Here is a 17,089-nt window from a genome sequence, read left to right as displayed (position 1 = left end):
GAGAAATGCGACGCTGAGGCGGATCGAGCCGATCTGAGAGGGCGGGGGCGGGAATTCTCCTCCCCCTTTCGGACGAGACACTCTCAGAAAGGAAGCTTGTCGAAGCCATTCAGGCTGGCACCGCTCAATACGGTCAGCTCCACAATAATGGCCGTGGCACCCAATATATCGCCCGTGTACCCGCCGATCAGACGATAGGCGACGCTGCACAGGGCCAATGTGGCCAGACAGGCGAAGAGAAACAGGGAAAGCGCGCCCAGAATCGAAAGCGAGCTGGCAATCAGGGCCGTGAACAGCATCGCGACGAGAAGGCAGCGTGCGGGCAGATGCCGCAATTCATGCGCCAGACCATCAGCGCGCGCAGGGCGCAGCCAGAGAATGGGCAGCATCAGCGCCAGTCGCGAGAAGGCCCCGGCGGTCATCAGAATGGCGATGATATGCAGGGGCTGTCCCGCCAGGGCATTCATCGTGCCGGCGCGCAGCAGTATGGCGAGGCACAGGGCGAGAGCGCCATAGCTGCCAATGCGGCTGTCGCGCATGATTTCCAGACGCCGTTCCGAGGTCCGGCCGCCGAACAGACCATCCATGCTGTCGGCAAAACCATCCTCATGCAGAGCGCCTGTCAGGAAGAGCTGGAAAATCACAGCCCATCCCGTAGCAACGATCGCGGGCATGCCAAGCATGACACCAACGGTCAGGATTGTACCGGTTGCGGCACCGATCGCGCCTCCTATGAGGGGCCAGCACCAGCTCGATCGGGCCAGATCGATGGTTTTCGACCCGGGAAAAATCCAGCCGGTCGGCAGCCGTGTCAGCAGGCTGAGCCCCGCAGCGAAATCTGCGCGTAGAGTCATCATTCAGCTATTATTTATTCGTTCGTTCTTATCGTCGATCGCGACATCTGCGAAACTTGCCATGCCATTGTGACAGGCGAGGGCCGCACGCACAAGCGGGACGGCCAGTGCAGCGCCCGACCCCTCGCCAAGACGCAACTGCAGATCGAGGAGGGGGTTCAGACCGAGCCTCGACGCCAGTTGATGATGGCCCTGTTCGTGCGATCTGTGGGCAAGTCGCGTATGGGCAAGCCCCGTCGCGGTCACGGCGGCCAGGGGAGCCACAGCCGCCGTGACCACAAAACCGTCGAGCAGGACGGGAATGCGCCGATGCCGCGCTGCGAGGGTGGCGCCCATGAGTGCGGCCAGCTCCCAGCCGCCATAGAGACGCGCCAGATCGAGGGGGGCATGGTTGCGTCCGTGGAGCGCCAGAGCCTTGTCGATGGCACGCGCCTTGCGCGCCACGCCCTGACCATCGAGGCCCGCTCCGCGCCCGGCCCAGTAGCGTCCATCCTCACCGAAAAACGCCGCAGCCATGGCCGCGGCTGCGGTGGTGTTGCCCACCCCCATCTCGCCAAGGGCCAGCAGGGAGCAGCCCTGGGGTACGGCGTCATAGCCTGTCGAGACCGCTTCCAGGAATTGTGTGACGGTGAGAGCCGGGGCCTCCGTCAGGTCCGCGCTGGGTGCGAGCGCTCCCACAGGGACGACATGTAGTCCGGCCCCTGCGACCTGCGCCAGATGATTGATGGCGGCGCCACCCTGTTCGAAATTTTCGACCATGGCCGCTGTCACGCTTGCCGGCCAGGAGGACACATTCTGGGCGAGAACCCCATGATTGCCTGCAAAGATACAGATATCGACCTGGGTCAACACAAGTGGACGCCAGGCACCGTACCAGGCCACGATCTCTTCCAGTTGGCCGAGACTGCCCGCTGGCTTGGTGAGGACCGCCTCACGTGCCCGTATGGCTGCGAGCGCTGCGTCATCGGGCGCGGGCAGGGCGAGGCAGGCTGAATGCAGGGCACTGAGGGAGGGGAAGGGTGACATGGCCCCTTTCTGTTGGGATAAGCAGGGTTCTGCAAGGGGAAGCGGGCGATGAACACCATTCTGGTGCTGGGTGGCGTGAGATCGGGCAAGAGCCGCCATGCCGAAAAACTGGTGACGGCCGAGCCTGGGCCTTGGCGTTATATCGCTACCGGCCGCGCCTGGGATGAGGAAATGCGCGCCCGGATCGATCTGCACCGAGCGCAGCGTGATCCAGGGTGGGAAACGGTTGAGGAGCCGCTCGATCTTGCCCCAGCTCTGGCTCATGACGGGCCTGTGCTGATCGACTGCCTGACCTTGTGGCTGACCAATCTTATTCTCGAAGAGCAGGATATCCGCAAGGCGACGGAGCGGCTGCTCGCAGCGCTGCGCCCACGCAAAGCGTTGAGTGTTCTCGTTGGGAATGAGGTCGGGCTCGGTATCGTGCCTGAGAACGCACTTGCCAGGCGCTTTCGGGATGAGGCAGGGCTGTTGCATCAAAGGCTGGCATGTGAGGCGCGTCGCGTCCTGTTTGTGGTGGCCGGACATGCATTGGAGATGAAATGACCCCGGATGAGGAAAATGATCGCCATCGCGTCAAAATGCAGCGCCGCAAGGAAGTGCAGGATCGCGAGGTTGCGGAGAAGACGATCGAAAAAGGGCTGATCGCCGTCCATACCGGGCCGGGAAAAGGAAAATCCACTGCCGCTTTCGGCCTCGCTCTGCGGATGCTCGGCTATGAGCGCCGGGTCGTGATCGTTCAGTTCATCAAGGGGGCCTGGGATACGGGCGAGCGTCGGGCCCTCGAGCGGTTCGGCACACTCGCGCAGTTTCATGCCCTTGGGGAGGGCTTTACCTGGGAGACGCAGGACCGCGCGCGCGATGTGGCTGCCTGCGCCCGTGCCTGGGACCAGGCGCTGGAGGCCCTGGCGCAGCAGGACGTGGCGCTCGTTGTGCTCGACGAGCTCAATATCGCCCTGCGCTATGGTTATCTCGACGAGGCAACTGTTCTGGCAGGGTTGCGCAACCGTCCTGCATGGCAGCATGTGGTCATTACCGGACGCAACGCCCCGGAGTGGCTCCTCAACGAGGCCGATCTGGTGACCGAGATGACATTGGTAAAGCACCATTTCCGTCAGGGCGTGAAGGCCCAGCAGGGAGTGGAATTTTGAAATCCCGCGCCCTGATGTTTCAGGGGACGGGATCGAATGTCGGGAAATCGGTCCTCGTCGCCGGGCTCGCCCGCGCCTTGTCCCGGAGGGGTCTGGTCGTGCGGCCCTTCAAGCCGCAGAACATGTCGAATAATGCTGCCGTCACGGCCGATGGCGGGGAGATCGGCAGAGCCCAGGCGCTCCAGGCGCTCGCCTGCGGCGTAGCTCCCAGCGTTCATATGAACCCGGTACTGCTCAAGCCCCAGTCCGAATGCGGCTCGCAGATCATTCTCCAGGGCAGGCTCTGGGGCCAGAGGCAGGCGCGAGGGTATCAGGAGGTCAAACCCCTGCTGATGCCTTTCGTTCTCGAGAGCTTTCGACACCTGCAGGCTGAGGCCGATATCGTGCTCGTCGAGGGGGCGGGATCGGCCTCGGAGGTCAATCTCAGGCAGGGTGACATCGCCAATATGGGCTTTGCCGAAGCGGCTGATCTGCCCGTGATCCTCATTGGCGATATCGATCGGGGTGGGGTGATCGCCAGCCTGGTTGGAACCTCCTGTGTATTGTCCGAAAATGACCGGGATCGGATCAGGGGATTCATCGTCAACCGTATGCGCGGCGACCCCTCTCTCTTCGGCCCCGGGAGAGACTTCATCGCTGAAAGAACTGGTTGGAAGGATTGCGGGCTCGTGCCGTTCTTTCCAGCCATGCGCGCGTTGCCACCAGAGGATACAGGCGATCTTCCTACTGGTTGGCAGGGCGAGGGGAGTCTGCGCGTGGTCGTGCCCCTGATGCCCATGATCGCGAATTTTGACGATCTGGACGCTCTGCGCGCCGAGCCGGAGATTACATTGCTCTTCACCCCGCCGGGTCAGGCTCTGCCTCCCTGCGATCTCGTCATCCTGCCGGGATCGAAGGCAACGATCAGCGATCTCGCGTTCTTCCGCGCCCAGGGATGGGATATCGATCTCAAGGCCCATCACCGTCGTGGAGGCCATGTTCTGGGGCTTTGCGGTGGCTATCAGATGTTGGGGAGACGTATTGCCGATCCGGAGGGCGTGGAGGGAAAACCGGGCGCCTGTGCGGGGCTGGGCTATCTCGACATTGAGACGGTTATCGCGGCGTCGAAAACAGTACGGGAAAATACCGGCCTGATTCTGCCGGCGTTATCCTGCGTATCCGGCTATGAGATCCATGCCGGGGAAACCACGGGTGCCGGGCTGGCGCGCCCTTTGATACGGTTTGCCGGGGGGCGTCACGATGGTGCGCGCTCTGGCGATGGGCGTGTGAGCGGCACATATCTGCACGGTCTGTTTGACCATCCAGAATCAAGGAAGAGTTTTCTCGCGCAGTTTGGAAAAGCGTCACAGGGCTTCGAGAACCGGGACCGTATCATCACCGTTCTCGATGGCCTCGCAGACCATCTGGAACAGTATCTCGATATTGAAGGAATGCTCTCTCTGGCCTGAGCAGATTTGCCAGAGAGGTTCGCGAAGGCGTGAGGGGCGCCTGAAAGAGAGCAGCGTCTGTAGCGGGATGCTTGTCTGCCCCAGCCTCAGATGGCAGCGAAAGCCTGACCCTGCTCCGAGAACAGCATGCGCACATAATTCAGGGCGTCGAGCATGACTCCGTTCTCGCGTACAGCGTAGGGATCGCCCTTCACCGACAGGCAGACCGTATCGCGTTCGCTCGAGGGGGTGAGCTTCGGCAGATAAACCCGGCTCACATTTTCCAGCAAGTTCCATACGACACGGACTGAAACCGGCTCGCGCTCGGACTCGCCCAGAAGATCGGTATCGGCACCCAGGAAGGCGACGGCATCGCCAAGAAGATCTCCGGCAGGGGCGAGGTCGTCATGGTCTTGATGTACGCCGTCCAGCGCGAACCCGCCGTCAACCCCGAACATTGTCACTTCTTTATCAGACGCAACGCCGTCGAATACCAGCTTCGATTCATAGTAATCGTGATGGGAGGATGGTATATTCCTGACGAATTCTGAGTTCTCAACCGGCATATTCCACAAATTTACGGCCGAATTCTGTTCGCCTGGCATTGTGTTGAAATGGTGCATTTCGATCTCCGGTCTTGATGTAAATCACGTGCCGCGTTTTCTAATGAGACATTCGTAAATGCAGTGTTAGCTGTGAACGTCGCTGAAACTGTTTAACGATAGGTAACGAATTTGAACTCTGGAGGCCTCGGCTATTGATCCACTTTTACGAAGTGAAGTTTTCTAGAAACATACCGTAAAGACAAGCGCTGTTTTGGCAACGAGATGTTCGCTTTTTTGGAACGACCATTGAGGTAAAAACATGAGAAAAAGAATAAATTTCAATGGGATGACCTATTTTATAGCGGTCATTGAGGCTGGTTCCGTGACCGGGGCCGCACGCATCACAGGGGTGTCAAAGAGCGTTATAAGCAAGGCGATCAGCGACCTTGAGGCGTCGTTGCAGACAGATCTCCTGTTGCGCACCTCCAAGGGACTCCTGCCGACCCGAGCCGGGGAGGCGTTTTATCATCGTTGTCTGGCGGGGATGGAGGCGATTGAAACAGCTTTTCTCGACGCCGAGCACCATGGATCCCTGCCACGCGGTGAACTGCGTGTGCTCGCCAATGCCGCTTATGGCCGCTATCGTGTTCTGCCAGTCATTCACGCTTTTGCGGAGCGTTATCCCGAGTGCAAGATCAGCTTCACGCTGGCCGATGATGTTTCCGACCTCAAGATGACGTGGTTCGATGTGGCCATCAGGACCCGCCCCCTGTCAGATCCCTCCCTGCATGTCCGGCGCATCGGGAGTTTTCAGCGCCATCTGGTGATCGGTCACGACCTTGCTTCCCGCAGTGGTGTGCTGGACAGTTTCGAGAAACTCTCGAAAATCCCCTTCATCGGGTACGTCAACCACCTGGACCAGCCCGGATGGGAATTTACGCGTGGGCTGGAGCGTCGCCATGTCTCCTTCGAACCATGCTTGCTGCTGGGGCCGATGAATCTCGTGCTGGAAAGTGTGATGCAGGGGCGCGGCTTTTCAGTTCTGCCAAGTTTCTTCTATGAAGATCCCGCACTTGCGCCGCGGCTGAAGCGCTTGATGCCCGAGTGGGCCGCGGAATCAGGCAGCATTCTGGCTTATACCTATCCGACCCGACAGCGCTCGGCAGCAGTGCGCCTTTTTGTCGAATGGATGGCCTGTGCGGCTCAGGGAGTCCCGTTCCCCGATCCTGGATCCGGCCCGAATGTCGTGTTTCCCGACCCTCTGGATCTCTGACAGTTTCTTCAGATCCCTCTCTTACCGCGTCTCTCTGAGCTCAGCCCAGTCCTTCCTGTCGGGGGACGATCAGCGCTGAATCCAGTGCCTACGTGCCTGGGCGCGTGTCTCCCAGCCGCGTCTTTCGAGCTCGGGCGTATCATGTTCCTCCTCCGGATATCCGACGCAGAGATACGCCATGAATCGCCATGACGGCGCGGCGTCGAGCAGCGTCTTCATCCTGTCCGGGTCGAGGATCGACACCCAGCCCAGCCCGACGTTATGGGCCTGTGCCGCGAGCCAGAAGCCATGAATGGCCATCACGGCCGACCACTGGACGGTTTCGGGCATGGTCATGCGCCCGAGTCCGCGCCCCTGGAGAGGGTCGGGTTCGCAGAACACCGCCACATGATGGGGCGCATCATCGAGCCCGGCCAGCTTGAGCCGGGCATAATCACCACTATCGGTTTCGTCACGTGCGGCAAGGGCGCGCGCGTTGCAGCGCGTGAAATCCTCCTTCACGGCTTGTCGCCTCACGGGATCATCCACGCGCATGAATCGCCAGGGTTGGCTGAGACCAACCGAGGGCGTGGTGCAGGTGAGGGCCAGCATATGGTCGAGCACCGGTTCCGGAACCGGGTCACGCCTGAAATGACGGACGTCGCGCCGCCATTGGAAAAGCGTGTCGAGATGATCGCGAAAGCTCTGATCAAAAACGGGGGCGGTCATATCCATACTCCAGCGAGGAGGGCCGTGACGCAACCTGCCTGGATCAGGCAGGCCAAGCGGTATAGCGCCAACGCTTTCGCGAGGTCGTCGGGCTGGGCGTCTTCAGTTCCGTTGCCCATCCAGGAATCGGCGACAAGGGTTCCAGCATAATGCCGGGGACCGGCGAGACGCAAAGCGAGGGCTCCTGCCATGGCTGCTTCCGGCCAGCCAGCATTGGGCGAACGATGCATGGCCGCGTCGCGCCGGATGGCAGCCAGGGCACCGGTGACGGAGCAGTGGCCAAGGAGCGCCGCGCTGCATAGCCACAGGGCGGCGAGGCGCGAGGCAGGAATGTTCAGGCAGTCGTCGCAAAGCGCAGCCGCCCGACCAAAATCACGATAGCGCGGTGATAGATGACCGATCATGCTGTCAGCGGTGTTGATCGCCTTGTAGGCCACAGCACCGGGCAGGCCGAAAGCGAGCATCCAGAAAACCGGCGCCACGACCCCATCCGAAAAATTTTCGGCCAGGCTTTCGATCGCAGCCCGTATGACACCCGCCCTGTCGAGTGTCTCCGGATCACGACCCACGATCTGTGAGACGGCCTGGCGTGCCCCTGCCAGCCCTTCTTGCTGCCACCCGAGCAAAACGGCATGGACATGGGTGTACAGCGCGCGCTGGGCGAGGAGGGTGCTGGCGAGGAGAGCTTCGATCATGAAAGCAAGCGGTGCAGGCAGCAGGGTGCGAAGGGCGCTCTGGACGAGGAGGGCCAGGAGAACCGGTACACCAACGATCATGATCAGGGCCGCCAGACCGCACGCGCGCAAGGTCGCGACCGAGCCTGACCGGTTCAGCCGTTTTTCGAGCGCCGTGATCAACGCGCCGATCCATGTTACCGGATGGCCAATCCGGCGGAACACGGCGTCCGGATACCCGCAAGCAGCCTCGATCAGAAGGGCGCAAAGGGTCAGGGAAAGGAACATGGCATAGTATGAGTGGGTCGCATGATGGGGTTGAGCATAGCATGACGCCCTGGCCGGCGCATGGCGGGCGGCTGAGCGATCTCGCGAGGCTCTATCCCGAAGCGCCGACGCCCTGGATCGATCTTTCTACCGGTATCAATCCTCATGCCTACCCCATCTCCCCGATGGATCATGCCTTGCTGAACCGTCTTCCGGACCCGCTGGAGGAGGAGGCGCTGCGTCTGGCCGCCGCAGATGCCTATGGCGTGTCGGCCGATCATGTGCTGGCGGCCGCCGGGTCTCAGATGCTGATCGGCCTCCTGCCGGTGTTCCTGCCACGCTTCTTCCTGCCGTCTTTGGTCAGGATCGTGGGGCCGACCTATAGCGGCCACGAGACGGCATGGGCAAAAGCCGGTTTCGGGGTCGAGCATGTCCCTAGTTTCACCGCGTCCTGCACCGTGGCCTCGGCGCTGCCGCAAAGGCACATGGTCACCGTCATCTGTTCCCCCAATAATCCGACAGGCCACAGTTTGACGATGGACGAGATTGCGGCGCTCGCCGCAACCCATGAGCGACAGGGCGGCCTCGTGGTGCTGGACGAGGCTTTTGCTGATTTTGCACCTCAGAGCGCAGCCAGTCTTCTGCCCCATCCCGGATTGGTGATCTGCCGGTCATTTGGCAAAACCTACGGGTTGGCGGGCATCCGGATCGGCTTCCTGCTTGGGTCGCATCCAGTGCTTCATGCGATGCGCGCTGCCATCGGACCGTGGCCCGTGAGTACGCCGGGCTGTCATATCGGGCGCGAGGCGCTGTCCGATCATCGCTGGCGTACCCAGATGGGAAGCCGCCTCGCCACCGAGATGGCGGCGCTGCGCCGTATCGTCACTCGGGCCGGGCTCGATTACGTAGGCGGCACCACGCTCTTCAGCCTTTTCCGCTCGCCGCAGGCGCAACAGATCTGGGATGATCTGGCCCGGGCTGGCCTGCTCGTACGTCGCTTCGAGTGGGACAGGGATTTGCTGCGTTTCGGTTTGCCCGGAGAAGCATCCACCCTGTCGCGACTCGCAAGGGCCCTCGCCGGACCAGGACCTGGTTCACGGTCCTGAACGCTTGGGTATCGGGGGCATTCCGGCCCCATCCATGTCCCTGATGAGCGCATCGATCGGGATGCGTGTGGTCTCAACGATCTCTGATTGCTTCGCCCGGGACGCCTCGGTATCCTTGGCCGATCATGACCCATTCATCTCTTCCCGACGAGGCTGTCTCGAGCCGCGGCCTCCACCTACGCCCTATCGACCTCGGCAACGGGGTGGTGATCGAGACGCCGGTCATTCTGGCGCCGATGTCGGGTGTGACGGATCTGCCCTTCCGTCAGCTGGCCCGTGAGCTCGGGGCGGGACTGGTCGTTTCCGAGATGATCGCCTCCTGGGCCATGGTGCGTGAGAACGAGAACACGCTGCGTATGGCCCGCAGTGCTGAGAACGGCCCCAACTCCGTTCAGCTCGCCGGGTGCGACCCTGAGGCCATGGCCCAGGCGGCCAGGATCGCCGTCGATCAGGGCGCTGATCTCATCGACATCAATTTCGGCTGCCCCGTGAAGAAGGTAGCGGTCGGCCAGTCGGCTGGTTCGGCCCTGATGCGGGATGAGGTCAAGGCGGCAGCGCTGCTCGAGGCGACCGTCAAGGCGGTTTCAGTGCCCGTCACGCTCAAGATGCGCATGGGCTGGGATCATCAGTCGTTGAACGCTCCCCGCCTCGCGCGTATCGCGGAAGAGGTGGGAATTCGCTTGGTGACCGTGCATGGGCGCACGCGACAGATGTTCTATAACGGGACGGCTGACTGGCATTTCGTGCGCACGGTCAAGGAAAGCGTGAAGCTGCCTGTGATCGTCAATGGCGATATCGTCTCGATCCAGAATGCGCGCGATGCCCTCGCGGCTTCCGGTGCCGATGGCGTAATGATCGGGCGCGGCTGCTACGGCCGTCCCTGGTTCCTGGCCCAGGTCGCGCAGTCGTTGCGTACCGGCGAAAATATGCCCGACCCCGATCTGACAACTGAAAAAGCGATCGTGCTGCGTCATTACGGCATGATGCTCGACCATTTCGGTGAGCGCCCAGGTCTGCGTCTCGCACGCAAGCATGTGTCCTGGTACTCGCACGGCCTGCCCGGATCGGCTGCGTTTCGCGCCAGCATCAACAAGATGGATCAGGCGCAGGACGTGATTGCCCATCTCACGGCGTTTTACGATCAGCAGATCGCTCAGGGTGTCATACGCGACAGGGAGTCGACGCATCAGCGTCCCGAAACGGTCGAAGAAGCCGCCTGAATGATCCGATCCGCGCTTCGCTTCACGGTCCTGCCCGATGGCAAGGCTGGTCCAGACTCAGCCGCACTCCTGTGAGAGCGGCCCCGACCCTGCCCGGCGCCGAACAGAGCGGATCGGTCGCTCCCCAGATGAGAGCGCCAGCCAGTCTTGGTTTCGATGGCCAGTCGGACGCCGTGAGGCAATTACGCGACGGGCTCGATTCCAGCCTTTCTGAATTTGGTCTGCATGTGCTGGTGGGTGAGCAGGGCAGTGGCAGAACCCGTGCTGCCCGGTATCTCTGGACGCATTCGTCCCGTCCCGGGAGGTTTGTCCCGGTCATTGATCGGCTCTCGCTTGAAGAGGCGTTGCAGGATGAGGGCGTTTCCTGCCTGTTTATCAACGAAATCGGGATGAGCGAGCCCGCTCTCCAGTCGGCGCTGCACAACCTCATCGAGTGCAAGCCTGCTGCAGAGCGGCCTGCGTTGATCTGTACGAGCTCATGGACTCCCGCGCGTCTGGTGCAGGACCGCCGTCTCAGTACGCTTTTGGGGGCGATGCTGGCGCCGCATTGTGTTTCTGTTCCCCCGGCACGCGAAAGACGTGAGGATCTGAGCGCGTTGTGCGCCGTCTGGGTGGGGCAGGTCGATACGGGTCTGGCTCTGCACGATGATACGGTGCCCTGGCTCGCCCGGCAGGATTGGCCTGGCAATTTCCGGCAAATCAGGCAGTTGTTGCATCATGCCTCTGAAGACAGGCGGGGCAATATCGTTACGGCTGCGCGGCTCGCAGAACTGCATCGCATCGATGCGACCCCCGATGCGGCGTCATTTCAGGGATTGATGGCGCGCTATCTGCCTTCCATGCTGGATCTGGAGACCGATATCCAGGGCTCACTCCATGCGCGTGTTATGGCCGAAGTGGAGCGCCCCCTGTTCAGGCTGGTGCTCAAGGCGACGGATGGCAACCAGATCCGGGCCGCGGCCCTGCTTGGTATTAACCGCAATACGCTGCGCAAGCGTTTGCAAAGCCTCGGAATAGAGGCAGGACGGTCGCGCTCATGACAGGAAACCGGGAGATTTTCGCGCGAACCCGGGGCCATCAGAGCGCCGATGACGATCAGCGTTCCGGCGCTGCAGTTGACGAGCGGACGATGTCCCGGAATTCTCAGACCGATCACGGCGAGGGTCATCTGTCCTCGGGTGACTTATCGCCGGAAGCCCCGACATCAGATGCCTCACATGCCGCGCCTTCCCATACCCGCCCTTCCCACGCTGAGACCGACCCTCTTGATGAAGACGACGACAGGGTGCTCGCAGGCTCTGGCAATGGCCATGTTGGCCCGGCGGGTGACGAAACGGCGTTTCGGCGCGTGATACGCCGCATCACGCGATTGAAAACGGCCATGGTCTTGGCCTGCGCGGCGCTCGTCCTGCTTGTGACGACCTTTGTTGTGCTCGCGCGCGGGCTGACCTTCGCCTACCGGCCTCAAATCGAGTCGCTGGTCTTCCTGCTCGACTTTGTCGTGCTGCTGCTTCTGGGGGCCGCTGTCATCATCCGGGTCGGAAGGATGCTCGCCGAGCGCCGGACCGGTCTGGCCGGGGCACGGCTCCATGTGCGGTTGATCACGCTTTTCGGTGTGGTGGCCGTGGCCCCCACGGTGGTGGTCGGCGGTCTGGCCGCCCTGTTTTTCCATTTTGGCATCCAGATCTGGTTCTCGAACCGGGTGAACACAGCTCTGACCGAGGCACGGGATGTGGCCGCAGGCTATCTGCAGGAGCATAACGACAACATACGCACCGAGGCCTTCGCTCTGGCCAATATCATCATCACCGCCAATAACGACGAGATGTATCGTCACGGCGTGGATCTCATGCGCGATCCGGGCCAACTCGGTATGATGCTCGATGTGGAGGCGACCGAGCGGGGACTGAACGAGGCGGTCGTTTTCGATTCCTATACCAACAAGGTGGTGGCTTCGGGCGGTCTGGCCGCTCTGCAGGGCAAGCAGCTGGCGCTTCCTCCCAAGGATGCGACGACGCTGGCACGCACCAATGATGTGGCCATTCTTGACAGCCCCGATGAGCGCACCGTGCGCGCCGTGGTGAGTCTGGGGCCAAGCTCGGGGCTCATGCTGGTCATCACACGACCAGTCGACGCCAAGATTCTTGACCATATGCGTCACACTGATGCCGTCGTGTCCGAATATCAGCGTCTCAACGCCCATCGCTCGGCCATCCAGATCAGCTTCGTTCTGATCTTCGCGCTTCTTGCCCTGCTCGTGCTGAGCATTGGCATGCTGACGGGTCTGGTGCTGGCCAAGCAGATTACCCAGCCACTGGGCCTGCTGATTCTCGCTGCCAGGAGGGTGAGCGAGGGTGATCTGAGCGTACGGGTTCCCGAAGCCAGGACCCGTGATGTGCGCCGCGATGACGAAGTGGGGACATTGTCCCGCGCCTTCAACCGCATGACGGATCAGCTTTCGACCCAGCGTACGGAGCTGATGGTTGCCTATGAGCAGATCGACGAGCGTCGTCGGTTTACCGAGACGGTTCTGTCCGGCGTGTCTGCCGGTGTGATCGGACTCGATGCAAATCAGGTGATCGAACTGCCCAACCGTGCAGCGGCCCGCCTTTTGCAGCGCGATCTGGATGCCGTCATTGGCAAGCCGTTAAGGGACATGGTGCCTGAATTCGCGACGATGCTCGATCTCGCGCGGGCAGAGCCCGGTGAGGCGCATACAGATGAAATCCAGATCGATGCGCCGGAGAAAAGCGCGGTTCTGGGTGAAGGGCCGAGCGTCGGGAGTGCGGGGCGGACGCTTCTCGTGCGCGTGGTGGGCGAGCAGCGCAGCGATGACTCAGCCGGCTATGTCGTGACCTTCGATGATATTACCGCCCTGCTGGCCGCCCAGAGAAAGGCAGCCTGGGCCGATGTGGCACGCCGTATCGCTCACGAGATCAAGAACCCCCTTACGCCTATCCAGCTCTCGGCCGAACGTCTCAAACGGCGCTTTCTGCGCGAGATCAGTTCCGATCCCGAGACATTCGGCCAGTGCGTCGATACGATCGTGCGCCATGTGGGCGATATCGGCCGCATGGTCGATGAGTTCTCGTCCTTCGCTCGCATGCCTCAGCCCGTGCTGCGTGACGAGGATCTGTCGCGTCTGGTGCGCGAAGCCCTCGTCCTGCAGCGCAACGCCCATCCGGAGATCGTTTTCGACACGACGTATCTTCCGCCCCAGGGGCCTATAGTGCGGTGTGACCGGCGCCTGATCGGCCAGGCCCTGACCAACCTGCTCCAGAATGCGGCCGATGCGATTGCAATGGTCGCCGCCTCGGAACGAGAGGAAGACCCGACCCTGCTGTCGGGAGAGCCGCGTGAGACACTGGGACGGATACAGGTTTCACTGACTATTCACGCGGGGGAGGCTGCCGTTCAGGTGGTGGATGATGGCATTGGTTTGCCATCAGTTGACCGGCACCGCTTGACGGAACCTTATATCACGCACAAACCGAAAGGGACGGGGCTCGGGCTCGCGATCGTCAAGAAGATCATGGAGGATCATGCAGGTGGCATCAGGCTGGAGGACCGACCGGACGGACGGGGTACCGTCTCGACGCTCACCCTTCCTGTGCGTGATCGCAGCCCCGAACTGGATGAAGCGGGCAAGGAGCAATGAACGGCTGATGAGGGATGCGCATGGAGCATGAAATCCTGATCGTCGATGACGAGCCGGATATACGGCTGCTCATCGAGGGACTCCTTCGCGATGAAGGCTATGAGACGCGCGTGGCGGCCAATTCTGACCAGGCTCTGGCAGCGTTCAGGGCCCGTCGCCCGTCGCTTGTGATCCTTGATATTTGGCTTCAGGGCTCGCGCCTGGACGGGATCGATCTGCTCAGGACCATCAAGGCGGAGGAGCCGGGGCTTCCTGTGGTGATGATCTCGGGTCATGGCACGATCGAAACTGCCGTATCGAGCCTGCAGCATGGCGCGTATGATTTCATTGAAAAGCCCTTCCAGACCGATCGACTGATCCTCGTGGTGCAGCGTGCCCTCCAGGCAGCCCGTCTGGAGCGCGAGAATGCCGAGCTGCGCCTGCGTTCGGGCAATGAGACCATGCTCTTTGGCGAGGGGCCGGGTATTGCGGCCGTGCGTGGCCAGATCGAACGCGTGGCGCCTACCAACTCGCGGGTGCTGATCACGGGGCCAGCGGGATCGGGCAAGGAAATTGCGGCCCGTATGGTGCATGCTCGATCAAGACGCGGCACAGGTCCCTTCATCGCCCTCAATTGTGCAACGCTCGCACCGAACCGCTTCGAGGAGGAGCTTTTCGGCATCGAGGGGCAGTCCGACGGGACCATGCGCCGCACGGGTGTTCTGGAGCGCGCCCACAAGGGAACGCTGCTTCTGGACGAGGTGGCGGACATGCCACTCGAGACACAGGGCAAGATCGTGCGCGCCTTGCAGGACCAGACTTTCGAGCGTCTGGGCGGTTCCACGCGGGTGAAGGTCGATGTGCGCGTGATCGCCACGACCAATCGCGATCTGCAGGGCGAGATCTCTCTCGGTCGGTTCCGGGAGGATCTGTATTATCGTCTGGCCGTGGTGCCCTTGCGTCTGCCTTCCTTGCGCGAGCGACGTGAGGATATTCCGGCTTTGGCCCAGCATTTCCTGCTTCGCTATGCGGAAAATGCCGGTCTCGCCCCCAGAGAGCTGTCCGTGGATGCGCTGGCGGCGCTGCAATCCTATGAGTGGCCCGGCAATATCCGCGAGCTGCGCAATCTGATGGAGCGCCTGCTGATCATGATGCCTAACGGGCAGGATCTGATCCGGGCGGACATGCTGCCGAGTACAGTGAGCCAGGGTGCGCCCTCAATGACGCGGCTCGATGCCGGCGCTGACGTCATGGCGCTTCCGTTGCGCGAGGCGCGTGATCTGTTCGAGACGCAGTATCTGCAGGTGCAGCTTCTGCGTTTTGGCGGCAATATCAGCCGTACGGCCAATTTCGTCGGGATGGAGCGCAGTGCCCTGCACCGCAAGCTCAAGCAGCTTGGGGTCACGCCGGAAGATCGGACCTTGTGAGTCTGGAAACCGGATATCAATGAAGATAAGATAGGGGTAGGAAGCCAGAGACGTATCTGTCACGTTACCCCTCTGGCCCCCGATCAGGGGACCTCACACACACCGGAAAAGAAGAAGAGCAATCTTGGCCAGAGCAAACCCCACCCCCGCGCCGCCCGCAGTGCCCTACTCCGAATTCGCCGCTGGCGAGACGGTCCAGGAGCTGTTCCTGCAGCATCTCCAGCAGCACGGTCTTCCGGTAACCGTGTTTCTGGTCAATGGCGTCAAGCTTCAGGGCGTGATCCCGCGCTTCGACCAAGAGACGATCATCCTGCGTCGTGATGGTCATACGCAGCTCGTGTACAAGCACGCCGTCAGCACGATCATGCCCGTCGCACCGCTGTCGCTTTTCGCGCCAGAAGGCGATATCGGCCTGTAAGGCGAGGAGTTCTCCCGGAACGTGTCAGTGACGACCAGTACTACGCCTCCCGCGACACGCGCTGCGGTTATTCTTCCCTGGGAGCGTCCGACGCCGAATGACGAGTTCCGCGCTGCGGAAGCCCGTCTTGAAGAGGCGGTCGGACTTGCCTCCTCGATTGGCCTCGTGGTGGTCAGACAGGCCGTTCTGGCCATAAGGTCTGTCCGGCCCGCCACGCTTTTCGGCAAGGGGCAGGTCGAGCAGCTTGCCGAACTCGTCGAGGAAAACGACGTCAAAGTCGTGATTGTCGATGCCAAGCTCTCTCCGGGCCAGCAGCGCAATCTTGAAAAGGCCCTGAACAGTAAGGTGCTGGATCGCACCGGGCTGATTCTGGACATCTTTGGTGCGCGCGCGGCCACCCGAGAGGGCGTGCTTCAGGTCGAGCTTGCCCATCTGGAATATCAGCGCTCCCGTCTTGTGCGTCTCTGGACCCATCTTGAGCGTCAGCGCGGCGGCTTCGGCTTTCTGGGCGGTCCCGGTGAAACCCAGATTGAAGCCGATCGCCGCATGATCGACGAGCGTCTCGTGCGTCTGCGCAAGGACCTCGATCAGGTGCGCCGAACACGCGGCCTGCATCGTTCCGCGCGCAAGAAGGTGCCGTTTCCCGTAGTGGCCCTTGTCGGCTACACCAATGCTGGCAAATCGACTTTGTTCAATGCCCTTACCGGCTCGGCCGTGCACGCGCAGGATCAGCTTTTCGCCACGCTCGATCCTACCATGCGCGGGTTGCGCCTGCCCTCGGGCCGACGCGTCATCCTGTCCGACACGGTGGGGTTCATCAGTGAATTGCCGACCGAACTCGTGGCGGCCTTCCGTGCGACCCTTGAGGAAGTGGCTGAGGCCGATATCATTCTGCATGTCCGCGACGTGGCGCATCCCGACAGCGCTGCTCAGCGTGCGGATGTAATCAACGTGCTCGATGGCATGGTACGTGATGGCATGCTGGACGCGCATTGGCCCCAGCGCACGATCGAGGTCCTGAACAAGGCCGACCTCATGGGGGGAATCGAGGCGGTGCCTCGCCATCCGGGCTGTGTGGCTATTTCAGCCATCACGGGCGAGGGGCTGCCCAATCTCTACTCGATGCTCGATCAGCATATGACCGCGTCGATGGTGTTGACCCGCATTCGCCTCGAGATCACCAATGGTGCGGCGCTCGCCTGGCTGTACGAACATGGTGAGGTGCTCGAGAGGCTCGATCAGGAGACCGAGATCACGCTCGATGTGCGCCTGTTCGAGCAGGATCGGTCACGCTTCGGGCAGCTCTATCCGGAATGCCTTGTCTCTGCCTGAAATCACTTTGATACTGGATTTCACGAT

Annotated in this window: 16 protein-coding genes; 11 read left to right on the top strand and 5 right to left on the bottom strand. The window is 61.7% G+C overall.

Going from position 1 to position 17,089, the window contains the following annotated elements:
• Window positions 1–83 precede the first annotated feature (83 nt).
• Together C0V97_RS10985 and C0V97_RS10980 are read right to left on the bottom strand one after the other, a co-directional pair.
• Complete coding sequence (locus C0V97_RS10985; RefSeq protein ID WP_233582111.1) at window positions 84–857, bottom strand: adenosylcobinamide-GDP ribazoletransferase; 774 nt, start codon at window positions 855–857, stop codon at window positions 84–86.
• Window positions 858–1,880, bottom strand: coding sequence for a nicotinate-nucleotide--dimethylbenzimidazole phosphoribosyltransferase (locus C0V97_RS10980; RefSeq protein ID WP_127102634.1), 1,023 nt, complete (start codon window positions 1,878–1,880; stop codon window positions 858–860).
• Between the two features lie 48 nt (window positions 1,881–1,928).
• Here C0V97_RS10980 and cobU point away from each other — a divergent pair, with 48 nt between their 5' ends.
• From cobU to C0V97_RS10965, 3 genes are read left to right on the top strand one after another with little or no spacing between them, the layout of a single operon-like run.
• Window positions 1,929–2,423 (top strand): bifunctional adenosylcobinamide kinase/adenosylcobinamide-phosphate guanylyltransferase, encoded by a 495-nt coding sequence (cobU, locus tag C0V97_RS10975; protein WP_127102633.1) that lies wholly within the window; start codon window positions 1,929–1,931, stop codon window positions 2,421–2,423.
• Window positions 2,420–3,028, top strand: coding sequence for a cob(I)yrinic acid a,c-diamide adenosyltransferase (gene cobO, locus C0V97_RS10970; protein ID WP_127102632.1), 609 nt, complete (start codon window positions 2,420–2,422; stop codon window positions 3,026–3,028). Before cobU ends, cobO begins: the two co-directional genes overlap by 4 nt.
• Window positions 3,025–4,476, top strand: a complete 1,452-nt coding sequence (locus C0V97_RS10965; RefSeq protein WP_199751838.1) for a cobyric acid synthase — start codon at window positions 3,025–3,027, stop codon at window positions 4,474–4,476. The genes cobO and C0V97_RS10965 overlap by 4 nt, the downstream gene beginning before the upstream one ends.
• Before the next feature lie 86 nt (window positions 4,477–4,562).
• Here the strand turns inward: C0V97_RS10965 and C0V97_RS10960 are convergent, their stop codons facing one another.
• Window positions 4,563–4,913, bottom strand: a complete 351-nt coding sequence (locus C0V97_RS10960; RefSeq protein WP_127102631.1) for a hypothetical protein — start codon at window positions 4,911–4,913, stop codon at window positions 4,563–4,565.
• A gap of 433 nt (window positions 4,914–5,346) precedes the next feature.
• Here C0V97_RS10960 and C0V97_RS10955 point away from each other — a divergent pair, with 433 nt between their 5' ends.
• Complete coding sequence (locus C0V97_RS10955; protein ID WP_158625405.1) at window positions 5,347–6,273, top strand: LysR family transcriptional regulator; 927 nt, start codon at window positions 5,347–5,349, stop codon at window positions 6,271–6,273.
• A 69-nt stretch (window positions 6,274–6,342) separates the two neighbouring features.
• On the opposite strand, the gene bluB is transcribed toward C0V97_RS10955, so the two are convergent.
• Together bluB and cbiB are read right to left on the bottom strand one after the other, a co-directional pair.
• Complete coding sequence (bluB, locus tag C0V97_RS10950) at window positions 6,343–6,981, bottom strand: 5,6-dimethylbenzimidazole synthase (protein WP_127102629.1); 639 nt, start codon at window positions 6,979–6,981, stop codon at window positions 6,343–6,345.
• Window positions 6,978–7,943: an adenosylcobinamide-phosphate synthase CbiB gene (cbiB, locus tag C0V97_RS10945; RefSeq protein WP_127102628.1), complete on the bottom strand. Its 966-nt coding sequence runs from the start codon at window positions 7,941–7,943 to the stop codon at window positions 6,978–6,980. Before cbiB ends, bluB begins: the two co-directional genes overlap by 4 nt.
• Window positions 7,944–7,951: 8 nt before the next feature.
• Here cbiB and cobD point away from each other — a divergent pair, with 8 nt between their 5' ends.
• From cobD to hflX, 7 genes are all read left to right on the top strand, one after another.
• Window positions 7,952–9,028, top strand: coding sequence for a threonine-phosphate decarboxylase CobD (gene cobD / locus C0V97_RS10940; protein WP_158625404.1), 1,077 nt, complete (start codon window positions 7,952–7,954; stop codon window positions 9,026–9,028).
• A gap of 125 nt (window positions 9,029–9,153) precedes the next feature.
• Entirely contained in the window at window positions 9,154–10,248 is a 1,095-nt protein-coding gene (gene dusB / locus C0V97_RS10935; protein ID WP_127102626.1) for a tRNA dihydrouridine synthase DusB, read from the top strand.
• Window positions 10,249–10,319: 71 nt separating this feature from the next.
• Entirely contained in the window at window positions 10,320–11,288 is a 969-nt protein-coding gene (locus tag C0V97_RS10930) for a helix-turn-helix domain-containing protein (protein WP_127102625.1), read from the top strand.
• Window positions 11,289–11,629: 341 nt separating this feature from the next.
• Window positions 11,630–13,906: an ATP-binding protein gene (locus C0V97_RS10925; protein WP_127102677.1), complete on the top strand. Its 2,277-nt coding sequence runs from the start codon at window positions 11,630–11,632 to the stop codon at window positions 13,904–13,906.
• Between the two features lie 20 nt (window positions 13,907–13,926).
• Window positions 13,927–15,312 carry a sigma-54 dependent transcriptional regulator gene (locus C0V97_RS10920; protein WP_127102624.1) on the top strand — a complete coding sequence of 462 codons (1,386 nt, stop codon included), beginning with the start codon at window positions 13,927–13,929 and terminating at the stop codon, window positions 15,310–15,312.
• 160 nt (window positions 15,313–15,472) lie between these two features.
• A complete protein-coding gene (gene hfq, locus C0V97_RS10915; protein WP_127102676.1) occupies window positions 15,473–15,730 on the top strand; it encodes an RNA chaperone Hfq in 258 nt (85 codons plus the stop codon).
• Between the two features lie 27 nt (window positions 15,731–15,757).
• Window positions 15,758–17,062, top strand: coding sequence for a GTPase HflX (hflX, locus tag C0V97_RS10910; RefSeq protein ID WP_127102623.1), 1,305 nt, complete (start codon window positions 15,758–15,760; stop codon window positions 17,060–17,062).
• Window positions 17,063–17,089: the final 27 nt, after the last annotated feature.

Origin of the sequence: Asaia sp. W19 (assembly GCF_003994335.1) — a bacterium.
Classification (GTDB): Bacteria; Pseudomonadota; Alphaproteobacteria; order Acetobacterales; family Acetobacteraceae; genus Asaia.
This window is presented reverse-complemented; position numbering and strand designations above follow the sequence as displayed.

Bases quoted from the DNA above. Each gene is read 5' to 3' on its own strand.
- C0V97_RS10985 (WP_233582111.1), bottom strand. From the start codon at position 857: ATGATGACTCTACGCGCAGATTTCGCTGCGGGGCTCAGCCTGCTGACA.
- C0V97_RS10980 (WP_127102634.1), bottom strand. From the start codon at position 1,880: ATGTCACCCTTCCCCTCCCTCAGTGCCCTGCATTCAGCCTGCCTCGCC.
- cobU (WP_127102633.1), top strand. From the start codon at position 1,929: ATGAACACCATTCTGGTGCTGGGTGGCGTGAGATCGGGCAAGAGCCGC.
- cobO (WP_127102632.1), top strand. From the start codon at position 2,420: ATGACCCCGGATGAGGAAAATGATCGCCATCGCGTCAAAATGCAGCGC.
- C0V97_RS10960 (WP_127102631.1), bottom strand. From the start codon at position 4,913: ATGTTCGGGGTTGACGGCGGGTTCGCGCTGGACGGCGTACATCAAGAC.
- C0V97_RS10955 (WP_158625405.1), top strand. From the start codon at position 5,347: ATGACCTATTTTATAGCGGTCATTGAGGCTGGTTCCGTGACCGGGGCC.
- bluB (WP_127102629.1), bottom strand. From the start codon at position 6,981: ATGACCGCCCCCGTTTTTGATCAGAGCTTTCGCGATCATCTCGACACG.
- cbiB (WP_127102628.1), bottom strand. From the start codon at position 7,943: ATGTTCCTTTCCCTGACCCTTTGCGCCCTTCTGATCGAGGCTGCTTGC.
- cobD (WP_158625404.1), top strand. From the start codon at position 7,952: ATGAGTGGGTCGCATGATGGGGTTGAGCATAGCATGACGCCCTGGCCG.
- dusB (WP_127102626.1), top strand. From the start codon at position 9,154: ATGACCCATTCATCTCTTCCCGACGAGGCTGTCTCGAGCCGCGGCCTC.
- C0V97_RS10925 (WP_127102677.1), top strand. From the start codon at position 11,630: ATGGTCTTGGCCTGCGCGGCGCTCGTCCTGCTTGTGACGACCTTTGTT.
- C0V97_RS10920 (WP_127102624.1), top strand. From the start codon at position 13,927: ATGGAGCATGAAATCCTGATCGTCGATGACGAGCCGGATATACGGCTG.